This is a genomic window from Corynebacterium pelargi, from assembly GCF_014635485.1.
Taxonomy (GTDB): Bacteria; Actinomycetota; Actinomycetes; order Mycobacteriales; family Mycobacteriaceae; genus Corynebacterium; species Corynebacterium pelargi.
Map to the genome: position 1 here is coordinate 606,361 of NZ_BMCX01000001.1, position 17,857 is coordinate 624,217.

The following is a 17,857-nucleotide window of genomic DNA, read 5'->3' on the forward strand; positions in this document are numbered from 1 at the left end:
GCTTCGCACACTAAGCAGCCGGCCCGCGGTGTCACAGTGGACCGCGTGAGTGCCTCCTGAAGCTGTGGATGGTGGTGCCTGAGGCAACGGAAGTTTCCACAGCTTTGACTATTTTCGCTGTGCAGTTGCCGCGTCTAGCGCAATGCACTATTGCTGGCTCGTGTTTGCGCCAGGGCGTGGTCGAGTGCCTTATTGATGATCCAGGGTTGTTCAAGGATGATCATGTGCCCGGCGTCCGGAATTTCCTGAAGGGAGGAGGTGGGCCACATGTGCTGGATTTTCTCGGCTTGGCTCAGCGGCGTCACCAAGTCCTTCTCCCCCACAATCACCAACCCCGGCAGGTTGTCGAGTGCTGTTTTGGCTTCGGTTTCGGCGTGGTGTTGGAGGTCGTCGAGGAAGCCGACGAGTGTGTTGAGTGGGGTGTCGTTGATCATTTGGGCGTGAAAGTTGATCACGCTGTCGGGTGTGGGGTGGACGAAGACGGTGGCTGCGAGGGTGGGCGCGATGAGTGCTGCGATGTCTTCGCGGAAGGCTTGGACTTGTTTTGGGGCTAGTTCGACGGCGTTGCGGATGTTGTCGACGATGGGCAGCGCGAGGACTTGGGGGAAGCCTTGGCTGGCGAAGGATTCGACGGCGGTGGCAACGAGGATGCAGTTGCGGGTGTTTTGGCGGATTTTCTTGAAGCGGCGTAGGAGGTTGAGGGCGACCATGCCGCCGAGGCTGTGGCCGATGATGATGGTTTCGCCTTGGATGCCCACGTGTTGGTAAATCTTGGCGACGTCGTCGGCGGCGCCGTCGATGTTGCAGTCTTCGATTGGGTATTCGCCGGTTTCGCCGTGGCCACGCAGGTCGATGAGGAGGTGCCGTGCGCGGTCGCCGATGTGGGCGACTTGCAGGTGCCAGGATTTCGCGGCGAGGGTGAAGCCGTGGATGTAGACGATGGTGATCTCTGCGTCTTCGGGGCCGTCGAGGTAGTAGTGGATGCCCTCGTGTTCGCGGTGTTCGTGGAAGAAATTGTTGCGCCGGATCGTGTCGCGTTGGGCGTGTCGGAGGGCGTGATGGCGCTGTGCGTTGTGGGATCCGTGCAGGAACATGCCAAAAATCCTAGCGCTGCGTATTGTTTCTATTGTTATCACCCAGGGAGGTTGTGTATGGCCACACTTCAAGAACAGCTCGCGGCGCTTGCCCAGGAGCAGTCGGAGGACACTGAGCTGAGTACGCTCGAGCGCGTCGCCAAGCTTGTCGACGCCGCCGATGCGGATGCCGAAGATTCCTTGAAGGGGCTTGGCGTGGACTCTCTGGGACTCATTGCGCTTGTTGTGCGTATTGAGCAAGAGTTCGGTGTGCGCGTTGGTGCGCAGCGGGCTTGCCAGTGGGACACATTGGGCTCGGTGGCGCGGGACGTCGAAAAGCTAAGGAAGGATAAGGCATGAGTATTTCCTATCTCACCGATATGGATGGGGTCCTCATTAAGGAAGGGGACATGATCCCCGGTGCGGATAAATTCCTGAAGGGGCTGCAGGATAATGACATCAATTACATGGTGCTGACGAACAACTCCATTCACACCCAGCGCGATCTTTCGGCGCGTTTGCATCGCACGGGTTTGGACATTCCGCCGGAGCGCATTTGGACTTCCGCGAAGGCCACCGTTGATTTCCTGACCAAGCAGGGCAAGCAGGGCACCGCTTATGTGGTTGGTGAGCCTGGTTTGACCACTGAGCTGCATCGTGAGGGCTGGATTCTGACTGACTCCAACCCCGATTTTGTGGTGCTCGGCGAGACGCGCACTTACTCTTTTGAGGCGATTACCACGGCCATTAACTTGATCCTTGATGGCGCTCGTTTCATTGGCACCAATCCCGATGTGACGGGTCCTGCCCCGCAGGGTGTGCTGCCCGCGACGGGTTCGGTTGCTGCGCTGATTACCGCGGCTACTGGCCAAAAGCCCTATTACATCGGCAAGCCGAATCCCGTGATGATGCGTTCCGCGCTGAATCACATTGGGGCGCACTCTGAGCAGACCGTGATGATCGGCGACCGCATGGACACCGACGTCAGGTGCGGTTTGGAGGCCGGTATGCGCACGGTGCTGGTGCGTTCGGGCATCTCTGATGATCGTGAAATTGAGCGCTACCCCTTCAGGCCAACCAAGGTGGTTGATTCGGTGGCTGAGCTTGCCGATTCGATCCTAGATCCCTTCGGCGATGGTGCCTATCAGGACTAGTCGCCCCCTGATCGCCGCCGCCTCACATCCGCGTGCACGCCTTAGTACACAGGGCAGGGCTCTAGGCAGCTCAGGCGCTCGATCTTGAAGGTGGCCGTGGGCGGCAGGGTTGCCGCCAGGCATGCTTCGAGCGCCTCAAGCTCGCTGCGTAGGCCGTTGAGCACCTGGCGGCATCGCACCAGGCGATGCCCGGCGCGTTCCCAGCGGGTACACCACGTGGCCGCTAAGGGGTCAGTGCCCAGTGGGGCCGGCATCGCTTCGCTTTGCAGCGTGCGTGCCAGATGAGTCTCGACTGCTGGGCGCAGGCTGGATGGGAGGGCGTCGATATGCAAAATCGCGACCTGCTGTTGGGTGTGCACTGCTCGTAGTACTCCAAAGGTATGCGCGGCTCACCTTCACATCCATCAGCCTGGCAGCCTGTGTGGGCGTAGCTGGTTTTTGAGGATATGACGGTGAGAAGACGAGAGTTCGTCTTCCCCAACGATCACTCGTGCACCTTGGATATGCACGACGATTCTCACGCAACTTCACCCCCACCAACAACCCTCAACGCACACTTCACACCCCCATTTACTCAAGTTAAAGTTGAGCTCGAAACCGGGCTTTTAGCTTCAACCCGGTGACGTTACTTGCCTTGCTGCAGGGACCGCCAAAGAACATCGTTGGTTTCTTGCCACAGCGGCTTAGCCCAAGCGCCGAAGTCGCGATCGCTTAGCATCACCGCCGCTCGGCGCTGCTTCGGCGCCAGCCACAAAAACGTCCCCGATTGCCCGAAGTGGCCAACCGTATCCTCCGGCATCTCCACTCCCGTCCAGTGCGGAGATTTTTCGCCCTTGATTTCAAAACCCAAACCCCAGGGGCAGGGCTTTTGCATGCCATAGCCAGGCACTACCCCATCGAGTGTGGGAAATTGCACCTCAAAGGCCTGCTCCAAGGTGCTTGGGTGCAAAAGCTGCGGATCGATCAGCTCATGGGCAAAGCGCAGCATATCGCCAAGGGTGGAGCGCGCCTCGTGGCCGGGCGAACCCCACAACACCGTTGCATCCATACCCAAGGGCACAAGCACCGCCTCATGGAGGTACTCAGCGAAGGTCATGTGCGTTTCCTGCTCAAGTTGCTGCGCTAGCAGCTCAAAGCCATAGGAGGAATACACGCGGCGCTGCTCTGCAGGGCGGGTGGCATCATCGCTACGGAATCCCACCCCGGATGCATGCGCAAGCAAGTGCCTCACGGTGGCAGGCCCACAGGGGCTATCGAGGGTGAAGACTTCTTCTTCACAGGCCAGCAAGAAGCCATAGGTGGCCAATAATTTGGTCACGCTGGCTAATTCAAATTCCCGGTCTGTATCACCGAGGGTGTATTCCTCACCTTCAGTGATCACGCCGGCAGCAAGATGCTCAACAGGAAAGGCTTCAAAGGGTGCAAGCAGGCTCATAGCTTGCCAGTCTAGGCGCCGGGCGAGATCCGCACAGCCACCAGTGACGGGCAACGCGCCCGCCGGCTTAAGCGTCGCGGCCTTCGCGGTAGCCCTTGCGCTCAGAGCGCTTAATTAGGGCGTTGAGTTGGCGCGGCGTCATCGAAATTTTCTGAAGATCCGAAGGGCGGAACAAAATCCAATGCTTCCAATAGGCCAAAATGGCAAGCCCTGCCCCTGCCGTGGCCGCAAGCAACATACCAAGGGTGATCAAATCGAACTGCGCAAACACCACCATGGTGACAGCAGCCACCAGCGCCGGCACCGCATACAGCGGCCCGCCACCGAAGATGCTGGGCACTTGGCCTGTGACAACGTCGCGGATCATCCCACCACCAACGGCAGTCAGCACACCGAGCAGCACCGCCGATGTCAGCGGCATGGAAAAGGTCAAGGCTTTGACCGCACCAGTGACAGCCCACACGCCCAGGATCACTGCATCGGCATGGACCTTAAACAGCTCCCAGCGCTTGCCGTCGAAATGGAACAAAAGCGCCAAGATGGCGCCGACGATGGCCAGCATTAAGTAATTGGAATTCGCAATGGCAGCAGCGGTACCGCGATCCATCAGCACGTCCCTGAGCATGCCGCCACCGAGGGCGGAGAACAGGGCAAGGAAGATAAATCCCACCAGGTCGAAATCGCGCTGACGTGCGATGGTTCCGCCGATAATGCCATTGAGCACCACGCCGATAAGGTCGAGCGTCTCATACAGCGTGAGCACGTGGGGATCTACATTGTGCATTCCGCGTAGCTTAGCTCACCTATTGGGCATCAATGGCATCGAGGCGGACCTCTTCAGTACCCGGGTCGTAGACCACATTCATGGCCAAAGGAATCTGGTGGGAAGCGCTTTCGAGGATGTGCATGAAATACCCGGCGGTATTGGGAATCGCTATCACATCGCCGACGCTCACGCCGTGTTCAAAGCGCATCTTCCTGCGCACAATCACCTCATCCTCAATGCAGTACGCGCCCACCAAAAAGGCTTCGAGGCCGATATTGGCCCGCGTTCGTGCACAGGGCACCAGGATGGGGTCGAGCAAAATATCATCGCTGGTGGTGCGGCACTGGGTGCGGTTCATCTCTAGGCCCACCAAATCCAGGCCATCGCTGCGCTGTTTAATGAAGGCCACCTTGGCCAGAATCACTCCGCCGCCATCGAGCAGGCTGCGGCCGGGCTCGGCATGCAGGCGCAAGCCACGCGAGCGGAAAGCTTCAGCGGTGCGCCCATAGCCGGGGACATCGGCGTCGAGAAGCTCCCAGAGCCACTGGCCGCGCACCGGACGTTGGAAGAAGGGATAGACGTTAGCCAGCGGGTCATGTTTCCAGGTGAAATCGGGTGTGCCCAGACGTTCGCGCAGTTCGCGCCACTGTTCAGGGTGATCCAAATAGCTCATGGGGATGCCACCGCCGATGTCGATAAATTCCGGCTGTCCGGGCGCGGCGTCAATGACTTGGAAGGCGTAGGAAAGTGCTTTTCTGCGGTCTGCCTCCGCATAGCCATGCAGGTGCAGGTGCACCCCGGCGATGCGCACGTTGGAGGCAAAGCCGCGCTGCATTTCTTCGATCCACAATGAGGCGCGCTCGCCGAAGCGGGTGGGCATGAGCACATCAGGTTCGGGGGCGATGCGTGGTGCGATGCGCACGGGGGCATTGTTGGCCAGTGCTTCAATCCGCCTTGCTTCTTCGCGCGAATCGGCAGAGATACACACGTTATTGTCGATGGCCAGGCGCAGGAGCCGGTCGGGTTTGACTGCGGCCGATAAGATGATGCGCTCCCCTGGCACACCTCGGGCGAGCACCTGGGATAATTCGCGTTCGCTGGCTACGTCCACACCATGGCCGTTATCGCGGGCTGCGTCGACAAAGGCCAGTGCCTTATTGGCTTTGCGGGCGAAAAACACACGAACATCCACGCCGTGGTCCTTGCCTGCGTGGACGAGCTCGGCGGCATTGCGCTCAAGCACATCGGGGCAGACCACATTGGTGGGTGAGTCGTAGGTATCGACGATCTCTTGGACCTTCTGGGGTGCGGAAAGCAAGCTCAGCATCCAGGGCTCAAGCCGGGCTTCGAGTGGCACAGTGGCGTGCATATTTCGCTCAAAGGCCCTGCCCGCCACCGCCTGCGCCCAATTGCGAATCTCAGGGTGCAGATCACGATTCAAGGTGTCGTGACCAAGCACCACAGAGGCGGCATCGCGGCCGATGACTGCCACCGTTGGATCAAGCAGCGACTGGCCGGCGCGCCCTAATTGCAATTGCTTGGTCTGCTCATCCACACCAAGCACATCGTGGCTTATAAGCTGCGACACCAGCGAATCAGGATGCACCCCAGGAGGTGCAATTACCGCATCAATATCGGCCTCATCACAAGTTTGACGCTCCGGGGCACGCACGATCCCGGCATCGCACAGTGCCAGCACGCGCGTGGCAGTAATTGGCGGCGGCCCAAACGCCACCCGCTCCAAGGTGCGCGCCAACTCATCAAAGCCCTCGATGGGCTTGGAGTAGCTCACCCTGGCAATCAGTGCGGCGTAGAGCGTGCGCCAGGCATGCCCCACGGCCCAGGCCGGCGAGGGTTCCTTCAAGCCGAGCGCTACCTGGCAGGAGGCTCGCAAAGCCTCTACTGCATCGCCGTGATCATCACGGCCTTCAAGTACTGCGTCGATGGCGGCGTCATCTGGGTGTGCAAGCAGGCTGGCTGCGGCGCGGCGAAGGATCGCTTTGATGGTGTCGATATCGCGTGCAGCAGCAATCTCCCCTTCAAGAAATTCCTGATCTGGCAGCACCTGTGTGGCAAGCGCGCTATCGGGTGCGGGTTTTACCTCCATGAAACGCCCGGAGCGGCTCATGGGGATGATGGCGGAGGGCTCTTTTCCTGAAGGGTGGTATGCAAGGAGGCCTTCGCCTTCAAAGCGGCCGCCGCGGCCTTCGCTTAATTCCAGGCAGACATCGATAAAGGTCAGCGCCGCGCCGCGCACGTGCACCGGCTGATCGGCGGGGATGCTGTCGAGTGAGTCGAAGTATGGGTGCAGTGCGTGGCGTAGTTCGCCGGCCCAATGATGTTGATGGCCGGTGGTGAGCAGGACTTCGTCGAAAAGCTCTTCTTCGATGCGCCATTGCTCGCCGCGCACAATCGTGCCAACCTGCTGTTTGCTGTGGCGCACGCGCAATTGTGGGGGCAGATTGGCAAGGAGATGCTCGAAGGAGGCGGCGAGGAATTGGCCAACTTTTCGACGCGGCGGGAATGCCTCCTGAGTGTCGAGGTACTCGGCGGCGTTGCCAAGGGTGGTGCGCACAATGGAGGAAGGGGCGTTGAGTCGCCAGTGGGCGGATTGCTCTTCGCGGTACACCCAACCTGCACCGGGGGTGCCGGGTTCAAAGACGGTGACCTCGATGGTGGCGTTGAGGTTGGTCTCAGCTACCACCTGGGCCAGTTCTTCTAGGGCGAAAAGGGCGCGCGGGCCGCCGCCAATGATGGCTAGTTTCATGCCAGTGCCTCCTGGATTCGGGCTTCAACCTCGGCTGGGGAGGTATGCAGATGTTCTTGAACCCATGCGTCGTTGTAGATGGTGTCCATGTAGTTTGAGCCAGCATCGTGCAAGAGCAGCACGACGTCTTGGTCTTGTTGGAATTGCCTCGCGTAGCGCATGGCCGCGGCGAGCACCGCGCCACCGGATGCTCCGGGAATGAGCCCTTCGGTGCGAGCAAGCACGCGCGCTGCCACCACGGCATCGATATCGACGATGCGTGCTACCGCAAAGGGGCGCACATGGGCAGAAAGTTCCGGCACTACCCCAGCGCCGTAGCCCGGCAATAATCGGTTGGCGCGCACGCCACCAAATAACACTGAGCCTTCGGCATCCACACCAACTGCTCGCGTTGAAGCAGCACTGGCTTCGATGTGTCGCAGGCACCCGCCGATGGTGCCGGTGGTGCTCATTGCCACGAAGAGCCAATCGGGTGCGCGGCCTACTTGTGCTTCGATTTCTGCCATGGTGCGGGCATGCGCACGGAAGGCGGCCTGGTTGGAGTATTGATCGAGGTTGATTGATCCCGGCAATTGCTCAAGGAGCTCAGCAACCTTTTTTCGGCGCGCCGCAAGCCAGTCGCCGGTATCTGGATCAGGTTCTTTGACCAATTCCACCTTGGCGCCGAGGGCCCGCATGGATGCGACGGTGGCGGCGTTGGTGCGCTGGTCTACAACACAACGAAACTCCCAACCGCGCAGCATGGCCTGGCGTGCAAGTGCCATGCCGAGGTTGCCGGAGCTGGATTCTACAAGCGTGACGGGCTTGCTGGGATCGATCACGCCTTGGTCGAGGGCTTCTTCTACCAGCGCATAGGCTGTGCGATCTTTGGCCGATCCCCCGGCATTGTATTGTTCGAGTTTTGCCCACACCCGCACACCTGGCGCGAGGCCAGCAAAGATGCTGCGCTCTAAACGCGAGCAGCGCAGCAAGGGGGTTGCGCCGATGGCTTCGTTGAAGGAGTTCAAAGGCGCTGGAGCGTGGATGGATGGTGATTGTGGTGCAGGTTGGCACATGGCTTTTAAGTGTAGTCCTACACAAGAAAAACATATAAGTAATTGGTGATGCTCTGAGGCGCTGCAGCCCCACAGCAGCAATCAGAAAATACAAAAACACCCCAGATGAAATCTGGGGTGTTCTTTGCTGCTCCGCCAACTGGGCTCGAACCAGTGACCCTTCGATTAACAGTCGAATGCTCTGCCAACTGAGCTATGGCGGAATGTGCTTGCGCAACGGAATAGAACTATATAGCGCCGCGTTTTTTCTGGCAAATCACCTGCTCATCACCCTGTTTATACCCAATTCTTTAATGCAGAAGAAGCACTCTATAATGCCCTGTGGGGCTATAGCTCAGTCGGTTAGAGCCGCGGACTCATAATCCGCTGGTCGCGGGTTCGAGCCCCGCTGGCCCCACATCCACCCCGCCATCATCGGCCACATCTCGGGTTGCTCTCAGCAGCATTCGCAGCGCTCATCGCGGCGAAATTCCCGGCGCTATGTGCAGCGCAAGCCCCTGATGGCGGGGTGTTCGTATCGTTATCGGCTATCACCACACCACTTTGCGCACCCGGCTTGCCACTCTGTTTGCTCACGTCGCATCCCCCACTGCCTGTTTCCTCGACGCCCCACAAGAGCAAGCAGGCCTAGCATTGGAATCAGCAGGGGTTTTCATCCCACCATCATTGATTCCTCTAAGGAGCGCAGCATGCCAAGAACAGCACTGGTCACAGGAGCCGGATCCGGAATCGGTCAAACCTGTGCGGAACTATTGCAATCACAAGGCTACGAGGTCATTGGCGTTGATCTTCACGGAGCCGATATTGACGCAGACCTTCGCGATCCCGCCTCCATCAAGGCGATGGTAGATGCGGTGGAACAACACCACACATCCATCGATGCGCTCGTAGCCAACGCAGGCGTTTCTACCTCTTCCCCCCTTGACCTCGAAGTCAATTATTACGGCGCCATCGACTCGATCACCGCCCTGCTCCCCCTCTTGCAGCGTTCGGCTTCTCCACGAGTAGCGATCACCGCCTCTGCGGCCAGCTTGCAGCGCACGGATGCCGAGCTGGTGGACACACTGCTGCATGGCACGCGCGAAGAAGCATTGGATTATGGGGCAAAGCTTCAGCAAGCAGGCAAAGCAGCAGGCTATGGCAACTACTCAGCGTCCAAACGCGCCGTGGTGACCTGGATGCGCCAAGTGGCGATCACCGAAGCCTTCGCCGGACACGGCATCGCCATTAATGCCGTTGCCCCCGGTGTGGTGAAAACACCGATGACCGAGCAACTCCTAGCCACAAAAGAAGGCGCCGAGATGGCCTTTGGCGCTATGCCCGCACCGCTTAATGGCGCCGCAGAACCAAGTGCCATTGCAGCAGTGCTGGCATTTCTAGTCTCTGAGGCCAATGCTTCCATGACGGGGCAGGTGCTCTACGTCGATGGCGGCTTCGATTGTTCTACGCCTCAAGGCCGCGGCGCCGATATTTGGCACGATCCCAAACACCTCGACGCTTAAACCCTCCTCCACACTTACCCAAGCCAATCCGGTGGAGTACCGAGCAATCAACCCATCAGGTGATGACTTGCTCCTTCCTGCGGAGAACACTCAAGGAAGTGAACACTCCAACCCAATCCGATTCCCAACATCAAGCACCAGAGCATCCCAATAAATGGTGGATGCTGCTGGTGCTTGCTTTCGGCCTCGCTCTGATCGTGCTCGACGGCACCATCGTCGGCGTTTCCCTGCCCACGATTATCGATGCGTTGCACATGGACATCACCAGCGCACAGTGGGTCAATAGCCTCTACAACATCATCTTCGCCGCCCTGCTGCTGACCTGCGGGCGCTTAGGCGACCGCATTGGCCGCCGCACAACATTCGTGATCGGTTTAGTGTTATTCGGTTTCGGCTCGGCGCTGGCGGGCATGGCCGGAAGTACGGCAGCGCTTTTAGGTGCGCGCGCCCTTCAAGGAATTGGCGGGGCCTTCATCTTGCCTTCGACCCTATCGACGGTCAATGCCGTCTTTCGGGGCAAAGACCGCGCCGCAGCCTTCGGCGTGTGGGGCGCAGTGATGTCGGGTGCTGCTGCCCTTGGGCCATTGGCCGGTGGTTTTATTACCCAGCACTTTGGTTGGAAGTGGATCTTTTTAGTCAACGTCCCCCTGTGCGCCCTCGTACTACTTGGCGCGATCTTCCTGGTGCCCAATACCGCAGGTGATCGCGATGGCAAGGGCTTTGACCTTCCAGGCCTTGTGCTTTCCGTCATCGGTTTTGCCACCTTGGTCTTCGGCGTGATCGAAGGCCCGAAGCTGGGTTGGATTCGCCCGCTTGACGACGTCCACTTGGCCTCCTTCACACTCAGCGCACCGGGGATCTCTATTGCCCTTTGTTCGCTGCTCATCGCGGCGGTTACCTTAAGCGCATTCGTGTGGGTGGAAAAGCGCCGCGCAGCAGCACAGCAGCCCGTGTTGCTGGATGTGTCGATGTTTAGCATCGCCACCTTTAGCTGGGGCAATATCGCCGCCATGATGGTGGCCGTAGGTGAATTCGGCTTGGTGTTTGTGCTGCCATTGTTCTTGCAATCCGCCATGGGATTAAGCGTGATGGACACCGGCTTCGTGCTTGCCGCCATGGCCCTTGGCGCATTCCTCTCCGGTGCGATGGCTCGGCATATTGCCGCACGCATCGGCGCTTCTGGCACCGTGCTTTTAGGCCTTGGCCTTGAAGTATTCGGCACCTTGCAGCTTGCGGCAGAAGAGGGCAGAAACCAGCCCATTTGGCTGATCTGCGTCGCCTTGATCATCTATGGCATTGGCCTTGGCCTTGCCTCTGCCCAATTAACCAGCGTGGTGCTTGGCGATATCCCAGCCAAGATCTCCGGCCAGGGCTCTGCCACCCAATCGGCGGTGCGCCAAATCGGTAGTGCGCTGGGTGCTGCACTGATGGGCTCGGTGCTTTCGGTGAGCTTGAACCATTATCTTGCTCAGGTGCAAGGTCCTGCAGCGTCCATGACCGAAGCCGTACAGGAAAGCGCCGGCAGCGCGCTGATTCAGATGAGGGCAAGCAACACGCCGCCAGAAATTCTCGATCCCCTCATCACCTCCTTTGCCCAGGCCACCAAGATCAGCCTCTTTGCAGCAGTGGCATTCCTCGCCCTTGGGTTAGTGGCCGCACTGGTGCTGCGCCGCTACGCCAAGCAGGACGCTCAGGCCTAAAAGAGGCGTGTGGAGCAAGCACAGGTGGCGTCGACAAGCTCACTACGTGCAAGAAAATGCATACGGCCGGCGCAATTGGGTAAGGTGTGGGCAGTTAGCAGCAGAAGAAAGGGAGCCAATGATCCAATTTGTGGTTGGAGCCGCAGCAGGATACGTCTTTGGCACGAAAGCCGGGCGCAAACGCTATGACCAGATTAAAAAGGCCACCAATGCCGCAGTGAAATCGCCGGTGACCAAGAAGGCCGTGCAGGTCACGCGCAAGACGATCGCCAACAAGCTCGATCCACAGCCGCGGATGAAGGAAGTCAAGAATCTGCGCACCGTCGATGGCTCGCAGGTGCTCGAACCAGATCACGATTAACGTGGCTGCACCCAACTGCTACAAATTGCCCGTTTCGGGTCATTCAAAGGGTGCATTCTGGCCTTAGAGGCCACCTAGCTCACGTAAACTGGAACAACGAATCCTTGGAATAAGACTCTCACCGAAAGGTACCGAAGCCTCATGCGCGAACCGAAGCGTTCAACCGCCATCGCCGCCACCGCCGTCATCGCGGGTATCGCCCTGGCCGCCTGCTCCCCTCCCAACGAAAATGACTCCGACCTCAAGGTTGAGACCGCCTCCGAGGTGCAGCTGACCAAGACCAACGAATCCTCCGCCGAAGAGACCACCTCTTCCGAGCCCACCACCTTGGTCACCACCGTCACCTTGAAGCCCTCCAAGACCACCGGCTTGAAAAACGGCGAAGAAATCATCGTTGACCTCGCCGGCCTGAACCCCGACCAGGGCTACTACACCGCTATCTGTGCTTCCGAGAACATCGCCGATGGCCAGCAGCCTGCCTGCACCGGCGAAAAGGGCGATAGCGCCGTACAGCCGCACGTGAAAAACGGTGCGGACGTAGAGATCTCCCCCTCCGGCACCGCCGTTGTTCCGCTGACTGTTGCTGAAAGCGGCGAAGAGATCGACTGCACCAAGCGCGACTGCGTGGTCAAGGTCTTCTCCGACGAGGACAACGACTACTTCCCCCTCGCCGAAGTTCCGGTCTTTGTCGAGGCTCGCTAATTACGCACCAAAAACAACGCCGCCCCAACATCACGGGGCGGCGTTGCTGCATGTTCAGCGATTGCACCTAGCGGGTGCGGCTGCTTGGGATTTAACGAAACACCCTGTCGATCAGCTCGCGGCGGGCTTCTTCCAACGCCACGAGATCTGCGAACATCGCCCGATACTCCTCCGGTTTTTCTGAAGGGCGCATGCGCTGGAGCTGGCTTTTTAATACCGCAATCTGATTGCCCACCAACTGCTCCTGCAGCCTGGTCAAGGTGCGATCAACATGGGCATTGAGCTCTTCTACATCCCCATCGAGCGCCTCAACAGCCAGCTCAGAGATGAGGGCTTTGCCCACAATATCGTGCATGTGATCATTCACAGCACCGATCCAGGTAGGCCCTGGTTGATGCTCGGCAGCACCTCCCGCTGCTGCGATGGCGCGGCGCACGGCAGCATAGGCCTCGTTATCAAAGGCATCTTCAGGCAAACCATCAAAGTAGTCGCTTGCTATTTGAGGCTCTTGAAGGGCAATCTTGAGCGCTTCGCGCTGCGGCCACAGGCGCGGGTCGCGACGATTGGGCAACACCAGCATGGACTCATTGCGTGCCGGCGCGTTTTGGCTGCTATCAAAGCGCTGTGCGCGTGGGCGCTGCGGCTTTTTCGGCCTGCGTTCTTCCTGGCGCACCTTCTGCATGACTTCTGCAGGATCGGGCCAACCGACCCAGCCTGCGAGCCTGCGGGCGTATTCGGATTTCAGTGCTTGATCACGGATGCCCGCCACCACCGGCACCGCGCGGTTGAGTGCCTGCACGCGCCCCTCGGCGCTATCGAGATCGAAACCATCGATGAGCGCCTGGATAATGAACTCGTACATGGGGATGCGCCTGGCCACCAGGTCACGGACTGCGGCGTCACCTTTTTCTAGGCGGAGATCACAAGGATCCATCCCTTCAGGAGCCACGGCCACATAGGACTGGCCGGTAAATTCTTGGCCGCCCTCGTAGGCGCGCATCGCTGCTTTTTGGCCCGCCTCATCACCGTCGAAGGTGTAGACCAGGGATCCGACGAAGTAGGAGTCATCGAGGAGATAGCGCCGCAGCACCTGCAGGTGTTCCTCGCCAAAGGCAGTGCCGCAGGAAGCCACCGCAGTTTTCACTCCGGCGGCATGCATAGCCATCACATCGGTATAGCCTTCCACCACCACCGCCTGATGGGTTGAGGCAATGGCCTTTTTGGCTTGGTCGAGGCCGAAAAGCACCTTCGATTTCTTATATAAGAGGGTTTCGGGCGTGTTCATATATTTGCCCAGGTTGTCGTCATCGAAGAGCTTGCGCGCCCCGAAGCCAATCACATCACCGGAGACATTTTTAATCGGCCACAATAACCGGCGGTGGAAGCGATCGATCGGGCCTCGCCTACCAATGGTGGAAAGGCCTGCGGCTTCGAGTTCTTTGACGCTAAACCCCTGCTTGAGCAGGTGCTTGGTCATGGTGTCCCAGCCGTCTGGGGCATAACCGCACTCGAAGGTGTAGATGTGCTCTTTGGAAAAACCGCGTTTGAGCAGGAAATCCCGGGCAGTTTTCGCCTCCGGGGTTTCGAGTTGTTCTCGGTAGAACTTATGGGCGGCGCGGTTTGCGTCGATAAGCCTCTTGCGCGTACCTGGCTCCTCGCGGCGCGCCCCGGTGGAACCACCCTGGTAATTGATGCGGTAGCCGATCTTTTCCGCGCACGCCTCCACGGCCTCGGGGAAGGTGAGGTGCTCCATTTCCATGAGAAAGTTGAACACATCACCGCCTTTATCCGAAGAAAAGCAGTGGTAGTAGCCGTGCGCTGGGCGCACATGAAACGAGGGCGTCTTCTCGTCTTTAAACGGACTTAAGCCCTTCAGAGAATCGGCACCGGCGGGCTTTAATTCCACGTATTCGCCCACGATCTCCTCAATCGGGGTGCGCTCACGAATCGCTTGGATGTCGCTTTGCGGAATCAGTCCTTTGGCCATAGCTCACATCGTAGCGGGCGTGGCAAACGGCGAGAGGTTGAGCTTTGCTTCTGCCCCACTACCGGGCTTTCGGCGCAGCCCAACATCGCCCGGCGCGGTATCAGTGCAGGGCACCTGCTTCTTGGCCAAGGTGTTCCGAGAACTCCGGATCCAGGTTCTGGATGAAGCGGATCAGGTAGTCCAAGTATCCGATGATGAAGTTGGATTGCGCATCTAACGCGGCATCTTCGGCCTGGGCGATGGCTTCAAGTTGGAAGTCCGTTCCGATGCCGGCGTTTTTGGTAGCGATGACCTTGATTTCGTCGGCGATGTTGCCTTCGGACTCTTCGGCCTCCAGCCCTTTAAAGCTTTTGAGCTCGTCAAAGCGCTCCTGCATATCCTTGTCAAACAGGCCCCTAAGTTCTCTGTGGAGCTCTTTATAATCGAGTTGCTTGCGCTGTTTTGTTTTGAAAAATGCGCCCCGCTTGAGCGTTGGATGATTGAAGTGGGTGGTCACTTTGCCACGCGGGGTATAGCGAAGATCAACGACGGTGAGTTTGCCGAATGGGTTGTGTTCGATCTTGCGCAGCCGCTCAATGGCTCCTGGGGTGAACCGCAACTTGAATCGATCAGAGGCAACGATCGGCTGGAAATAGAGTTGCAGTGCTGGGTTTTGCTCGAAGGCACGTTCAAGGTGATCGATGGTTCGGTAGCAAACCTCGTCTTCGTTTTTGCCGAAGTAATCGCGCAGGCGCGCTTGCAGATCTTCAAAGCTTTCCGCCCCATCGGGCTTTGGCTTGGATGCAGCCCCGCTTTCAAGGGAGGTGGCTCTGACCATCCGAGCCACTTGCTTGAGCACTTTTAGGCTTTCCTCCCAAGCATCGGAGCTTAAGCCCATCGTCTCCATTTCCAAGTTCGATCCGACTTGGAAGGGGCTGACGTTGCTTCCGCCGATCCTGCGGTGCCACAGGTTGAGTTCCTGCTGGTTCTCACTATCCGAGGAAGCTTCTGCATGTTCCTCGTGTTCACCGACGCCTTCCCTTAAGAGCTTCTCTAGCTGTGAGTGGGCGCTGAGTAAGTCTGCAACCAAGGCATCGGCTAAGCGATAGTCTGCAATCTGCACAGCGAGCATCCAGTACAGTGCGTATTTCCGATAGGCTCCAAGGGTCTCGGGCTTGCCCTCGGAAGCATGCATGCTGATCAACTCAAGCAAGCTCAGCGCATTCATCACCCTCTTAATGGCGCGGGGGTTAGAATCGAGCAACACCATCGAAACCCAAGTGCATGCGGAGACGAGGTCTTGATGATCCTGCTCTGGTTCCTTTGGATCACGCTTGAGCATCTCGCTAAGCAGGTTCCTGATGGCCTCACCCGGTGAGGGCACATTGAAGGGCACCTGAATGATTTTGTCGAAGAAGAGCCGGGCCTTCTCCTCTGTCATGGAATCCTGATAAATCACGCTCACGCCCTTTTGCACCACCTCGAAATCAATGGCCAAAACGTAGACGCAGCGTTTGGTTTCAAGGAAAAGCTTGAGTGCTTCCATGATCTGCACCGCCCGCTCGGGAGGGAGCCTGTCGAGGTCATCCACGAAGACCACGAGGCGGCGAGAAGAATCTTTGCCCAAGGCTGCTTCAAGCGTTTCATCAAACACTGCGCGCAGCGACGCCGCCTCGCCAAAGGCCTCCTCGCTAGCACCCCGATTGGCGTTGGCGATGCCTTCAAACAGCGTGAACACGGAATCCGCAGCACCACTTCCGACGGCCCCACCAAGCATCGAGCCGACAATGCCTGCCGCTTTGCGTGCCGAAGGCATGATCGCTCGAACCATTTCTTTGGCTTTATTTTTTAGCTCAAGCGAAGACTTCTTATCTAAAAGATTGGAGTACACCTCGGCAACGAAGGCTGCGGGGATATCCGAGGCATCGACCAGGTGGGCAAATTTCCACGTCTCGATCGTGACAACCTTGACTTTATCCTGGGCAAGCTGATTGCTAATCAGGTTCAACATGGTCGATTTTCCGCTTCCCCAACCGCCTTGAATAGCCAAGGTCATAGGCGTTGGGCAGGTTTGGATGAACTGCGCCAAACCCTTGGCCTGATTGAGGTAGCCCAGTGCATCATCAAACGCGGGTAAGTCATTTTGGGCTTCGAAATTGACTCGTTCGTTGTGGAAGCGTCTTGCCATACCCAAAACCGTATATCTTCCCCTTCAAGAAAATGGTGCAAATGCCCAACGGAGGGGCAATCACCGCAGGCTTTTACCCCTAGATGAGCATGGTGGTAGATCACCACATTCGCGCCTAGGCTGGCGCACATGACCTATCCAGATGTGTACAAAGCCGCCGAAGATCGCTATGAAAACGCGAAGTTTCGGCGCAGCGGCCAAACGGGCCTGAAACTGCCCGAGATCACCCTGGGCCTGTGGCATAACTTTGGTAACGACCGCCCGCTGAACACGCAGCGCGAGATCCTTCGTGCTGCTTTTGATGCAGGCGTCACGCACTTTGACCTAGCCAACAACTACGGCCCGCCACCTGGCTCTGCCGAGGAGAACTTTGGACGGATCTTCGCCCAAGACTTCAAGCCTCACCGCGAAGAGCTCTTGATTAGCTCCAAAGCCGGTTGGCGCATGCAAGATGGCCCCTATGGCTTTGGTGGTTCGCGCAAATACATTGTGGGAAGCTGCGATGCTTCGCTCAAGCGAATGGGCTTGGATTACGTGGACATCTTCTACCACCACCGCCCCGACCCGGAAACGCCGATCGAAGAAACGATATCGGCCCTGGACTTCCTGGTGCGTTCCGGTCGCGCGCTCTATGTGGGCGTAAGCTCCTACTCCCCCGAGCTGACAAAGCGTGCCCAGAAGATCGCCCGTGAGCTGGGCACACCGCTGACGATTCACCAGCCCAGCTACTCCATGTTTAACCGCTGGATTGAAGATTCACTCTTGGAAACCTGCGCCGAAGAAGGCATGGGCGTGATCGCCTTTTCTGCCCTGGCCCAAGGCCTGCTTACCAACCGCTACCTCGACGGTGTGCCTGAGCATTCTCGTTTGGGCGAGCACAAAATGAGCGAGGACTTCCTCAACGAAGACACGCTGAAGGCTATTCGCGAGCTGCACAGCATTGCCGAGCAACGTGGCCAGACCTTGGCGCAAATGGCGATTGCTTGGGTGCTGCGTCGCCCTGAGGTGACCTCCGCGCTTATCGGTGCGTCCTCGGTGGAACAACTGCACCAAAATATCGCAGCGCTGGATGCGGCTCCGTTTAGCGAGGAGGAGCTGAACAAGATCGATCAGTGGGCAACTGATCGCGGCATTAATCAGTGGCAGGGCGCTACTGAGTCGGTATAAGTACTAGCGGCAATAGGAAGC

General features: G+C 58.4%; 15 protein-coding genes and 2 tRNA genes. 8 read left to right on the forward strand and 9 right to left on the reverse strand.

Translation table 11 applies throughout. The annotated features are described in order from the left end of the window. Window positions 1-134 precede the first annotated feature (134 nt). The gene (locus tag IEU99_RS02705; RefSeq protein WP_128889444.1) at window positions 135-1,094 is read right to left on the reverse strand and encodes an alpha/beta fold hydrolase; all 960 of its coding nucleotides are present in this window, start codon (window positions 1,092-1,094) and stop codon (window positions 135-137) included. A 57-nt stretch (window positions 1,095-1,151) separates the two neighbouring features. On the opposite strand from IEU99_RS02705, the gene IEU99_RS02710 reads away from it, so the two are divergent. Both IEU99_RS02710 and IEU99_RS02715 read left to right on the forward strand, forming a co-directional pair. Next, window positions 1,152-1,433: an acyl carrier protein gene (locus IEU99_RS02710; RefSeq protein ID WP_164931142.1), complete on the forward strand. Its 282-nt coding sequence runs from the start codon at window positions 1,152-1,154 to the stop codon at window positions 1,431-1,433. Continuing rightward, window positions 1,430-2,227: an HAD-IIA family hydrolase gene (locus IEU99_RS02715; RefSeq protein ID WP_128889442.1), complete on the forward strand. Its 798-nt coding sequence runs from the start codon at window positions 1,430-1,432 to the stop codon at window positions 2,225-2,227. Before IEU99_RS02710 ends, IEU99_RS02715 begins: the two co-directional genes overlap by 4 nt. A 41-nt stretch (window positions 2,228-2,268) precedes the next feature. On the opposite strand, the gene IEU99_RS02720 is transcribed toward IEU99_RS02715, so the two are convergent. The 6 genes from IEU99_RS02720 to IEU99_RS02745 all read right to left on the reverse strand — a co-directional run bounded on the left by IEU99_RS02720 (window position 2,269) and on the right by IEU99_RS02745 (window position 8,453). Then, window positions 2,269-2,586, reverse strand: a complete 318-nt coding sequence (locus tag IEU99_RS02720; RefSeq protein WP_128889441.1) for a hypothetical protein — start codon at window positions 2,584-2,586, stop codon at window positions 2,269-2,271. Between the two features lie 266 nt (window positions 2,587-2,852). Next, on the reverse strand, window positions 2,853-3,662 hold the full coding sequence (locus IEU99_RS02725; protein ID WP_128889440.1) for a serine hydrolase domain-containing protein: 810 nt from the start codon (window positions 3,660-3,662) through the stop codon (window positions 2,853-2,855). Between the two features lie 67 nt (window positions 3,663-3,729). Continuing rightward, a complete protein-coding gene (locus tag IEU99_RS02730; RefSeq protein WP_128889439.1) occupies window positions 3,730-4,446 on the reverse strand; it encodes a trimeric intracellular cation channel family protein in 717 nt (238 codons plus the stop codon). Window positions 4,447-4,465: 19 nt separating this feature from the next. Next, complete coding sequence (locus IEU99_RS02735; RefSeq protein ID WP_128889438.1) at window positions 4,466-7,195, reverse strand: FAD/NAD(P)-binding protein; 2,730 nt, start codon at window positions 7,193-7,195, stop codon at window positions 4,466-4,468. Further along, entirely contained in the window at window positions 7,192-8,250 is a 1,059-nt protein-coding gene (locus IEU99_RS02740) for a pyridoxal-phosphate dependent enzyme (RefSeq protein ID WP_128889437.1), read from the reverse strand. The genes IEU99_RS02735 and IEU99_RS02740 overlap by 4 nt, the downstream gene beginning before the upstream one ends. A 130-nt stretch (window positions 8,251-8,380) precedes the next feature. Continuing rightward, window positions 8,381-8,453 (reverse strand) — tRNA-Asn (locus tag IEU99_RS02745). 120 nt (window positions 8,454-8,573) lie between these two features. Between IEU99_RS02745 and IEU99_RS02750 the strand changes: the two genes are divergently transcribed. From IEU99_RS02750 to IEU99_RS02770, 5 genes are all read left to right on the forward strand, one after another. Then, window positions 8,574-8,647 (forward strand) — tRNA-Ile (locus IEU99_RS02750). Window positions 8,648-8,939: 292 nt separating this feature from the next. Beyond that, window positions 8,940-9,752, forward strand: coding sequence for an SDR family oxidoreductase (locus IEU99_RS02755; RefSeq protein ID WP_128889436.1), 813 nt, complete (start codon window positions 8,940-8,942; stop codon window positions 9,750-9,752). Between the two features lie 98 nt (window positions 9,753-9,850). Further along, window positions 9,851-11,452 (forward strand): MFS transporter, encoded by a 1,602-nt coding sequence (locus tag IEU99_RS02760; RefSeq protein WP_229718351.1) that lies wholly within the window; start codon window positions 9,851-9,853, stop codon window positions 11,450-11,452. Window positions 11,453-11,570: 118 nt separating this feature from the next. After that, window positions 11,571-11,813 carry a hypothetical protein gene (locus IEU99_RS02765; RefSeq protein WP_123959828.1) on the forward strand — a complete coding sequence of 81 codons (243 nt, stop codon included), beginning with the start codon at window positions 11,571-11,573 and terminating at the stop codon, window positions 11,811-11,813. 141 nt (window positions 11,814-11,954) lie between these two features. Then, window positions 11,955-12,515, forward strand: a complete 561-nt coding sequence (locus IEU99_RS02770) for a neocarzinostatin apoprotein domain-containing protein (protein WP_128889434.1) — start codon at window positions 11,955-11,957, stop codon at window positions 12,513-12,515. 91 nt (window positions 12,516-12,606) lie between these two features. Here IEU99_RS02770 and dnaG read toward each other — a convergent pair whose 3' ends face one another. Together dnaG and IEU99_RS02780 are read right to left on the reverse strand one after the other, a co-directional pair. Continuing rightward, window positions 12,607-14,502 (reverse strand): DNA primase, encoded by a 1,896-nt coding sequence (gene dnaG, locus IEU99_RS02775; RefSeq protein ID WP_128889433.1) that lies wholly within the window; start codon window positions 14,500-14,502, stop codon window positions 12,607-12,609. 100 nt (window positions 14,503-14,602) lie between these two features. Continuing rightward, window positions 14,603-16,669: a KAP family P-loop NTPase fold protein gene (locus tag IEU99_RS02780; protein WP_128889432.1), complete on the reverse strand. Its 2,067-nt coding sequence runs from the start codon at window positions 16,667-16,669 to the stop codon at window positions 14,603-14,605. Window positions 16,670-16,798: 129 nt separating this feature from the next. Here IEU99_RS02780 and IEU99_RS02785 point away from each other — a divergent pair, with 129 nt between their 5' ends. Then, entirely contained in the window at window positions 16,799-17,836 is a 1,038-nt protein-coding gene (locus IEU99_RS02785) for an aldo/keto reductase (protein WP_128889431.1), read from the forward strand. Window positions 17,837-17,857: the final 21 nt, after the last annotated feature.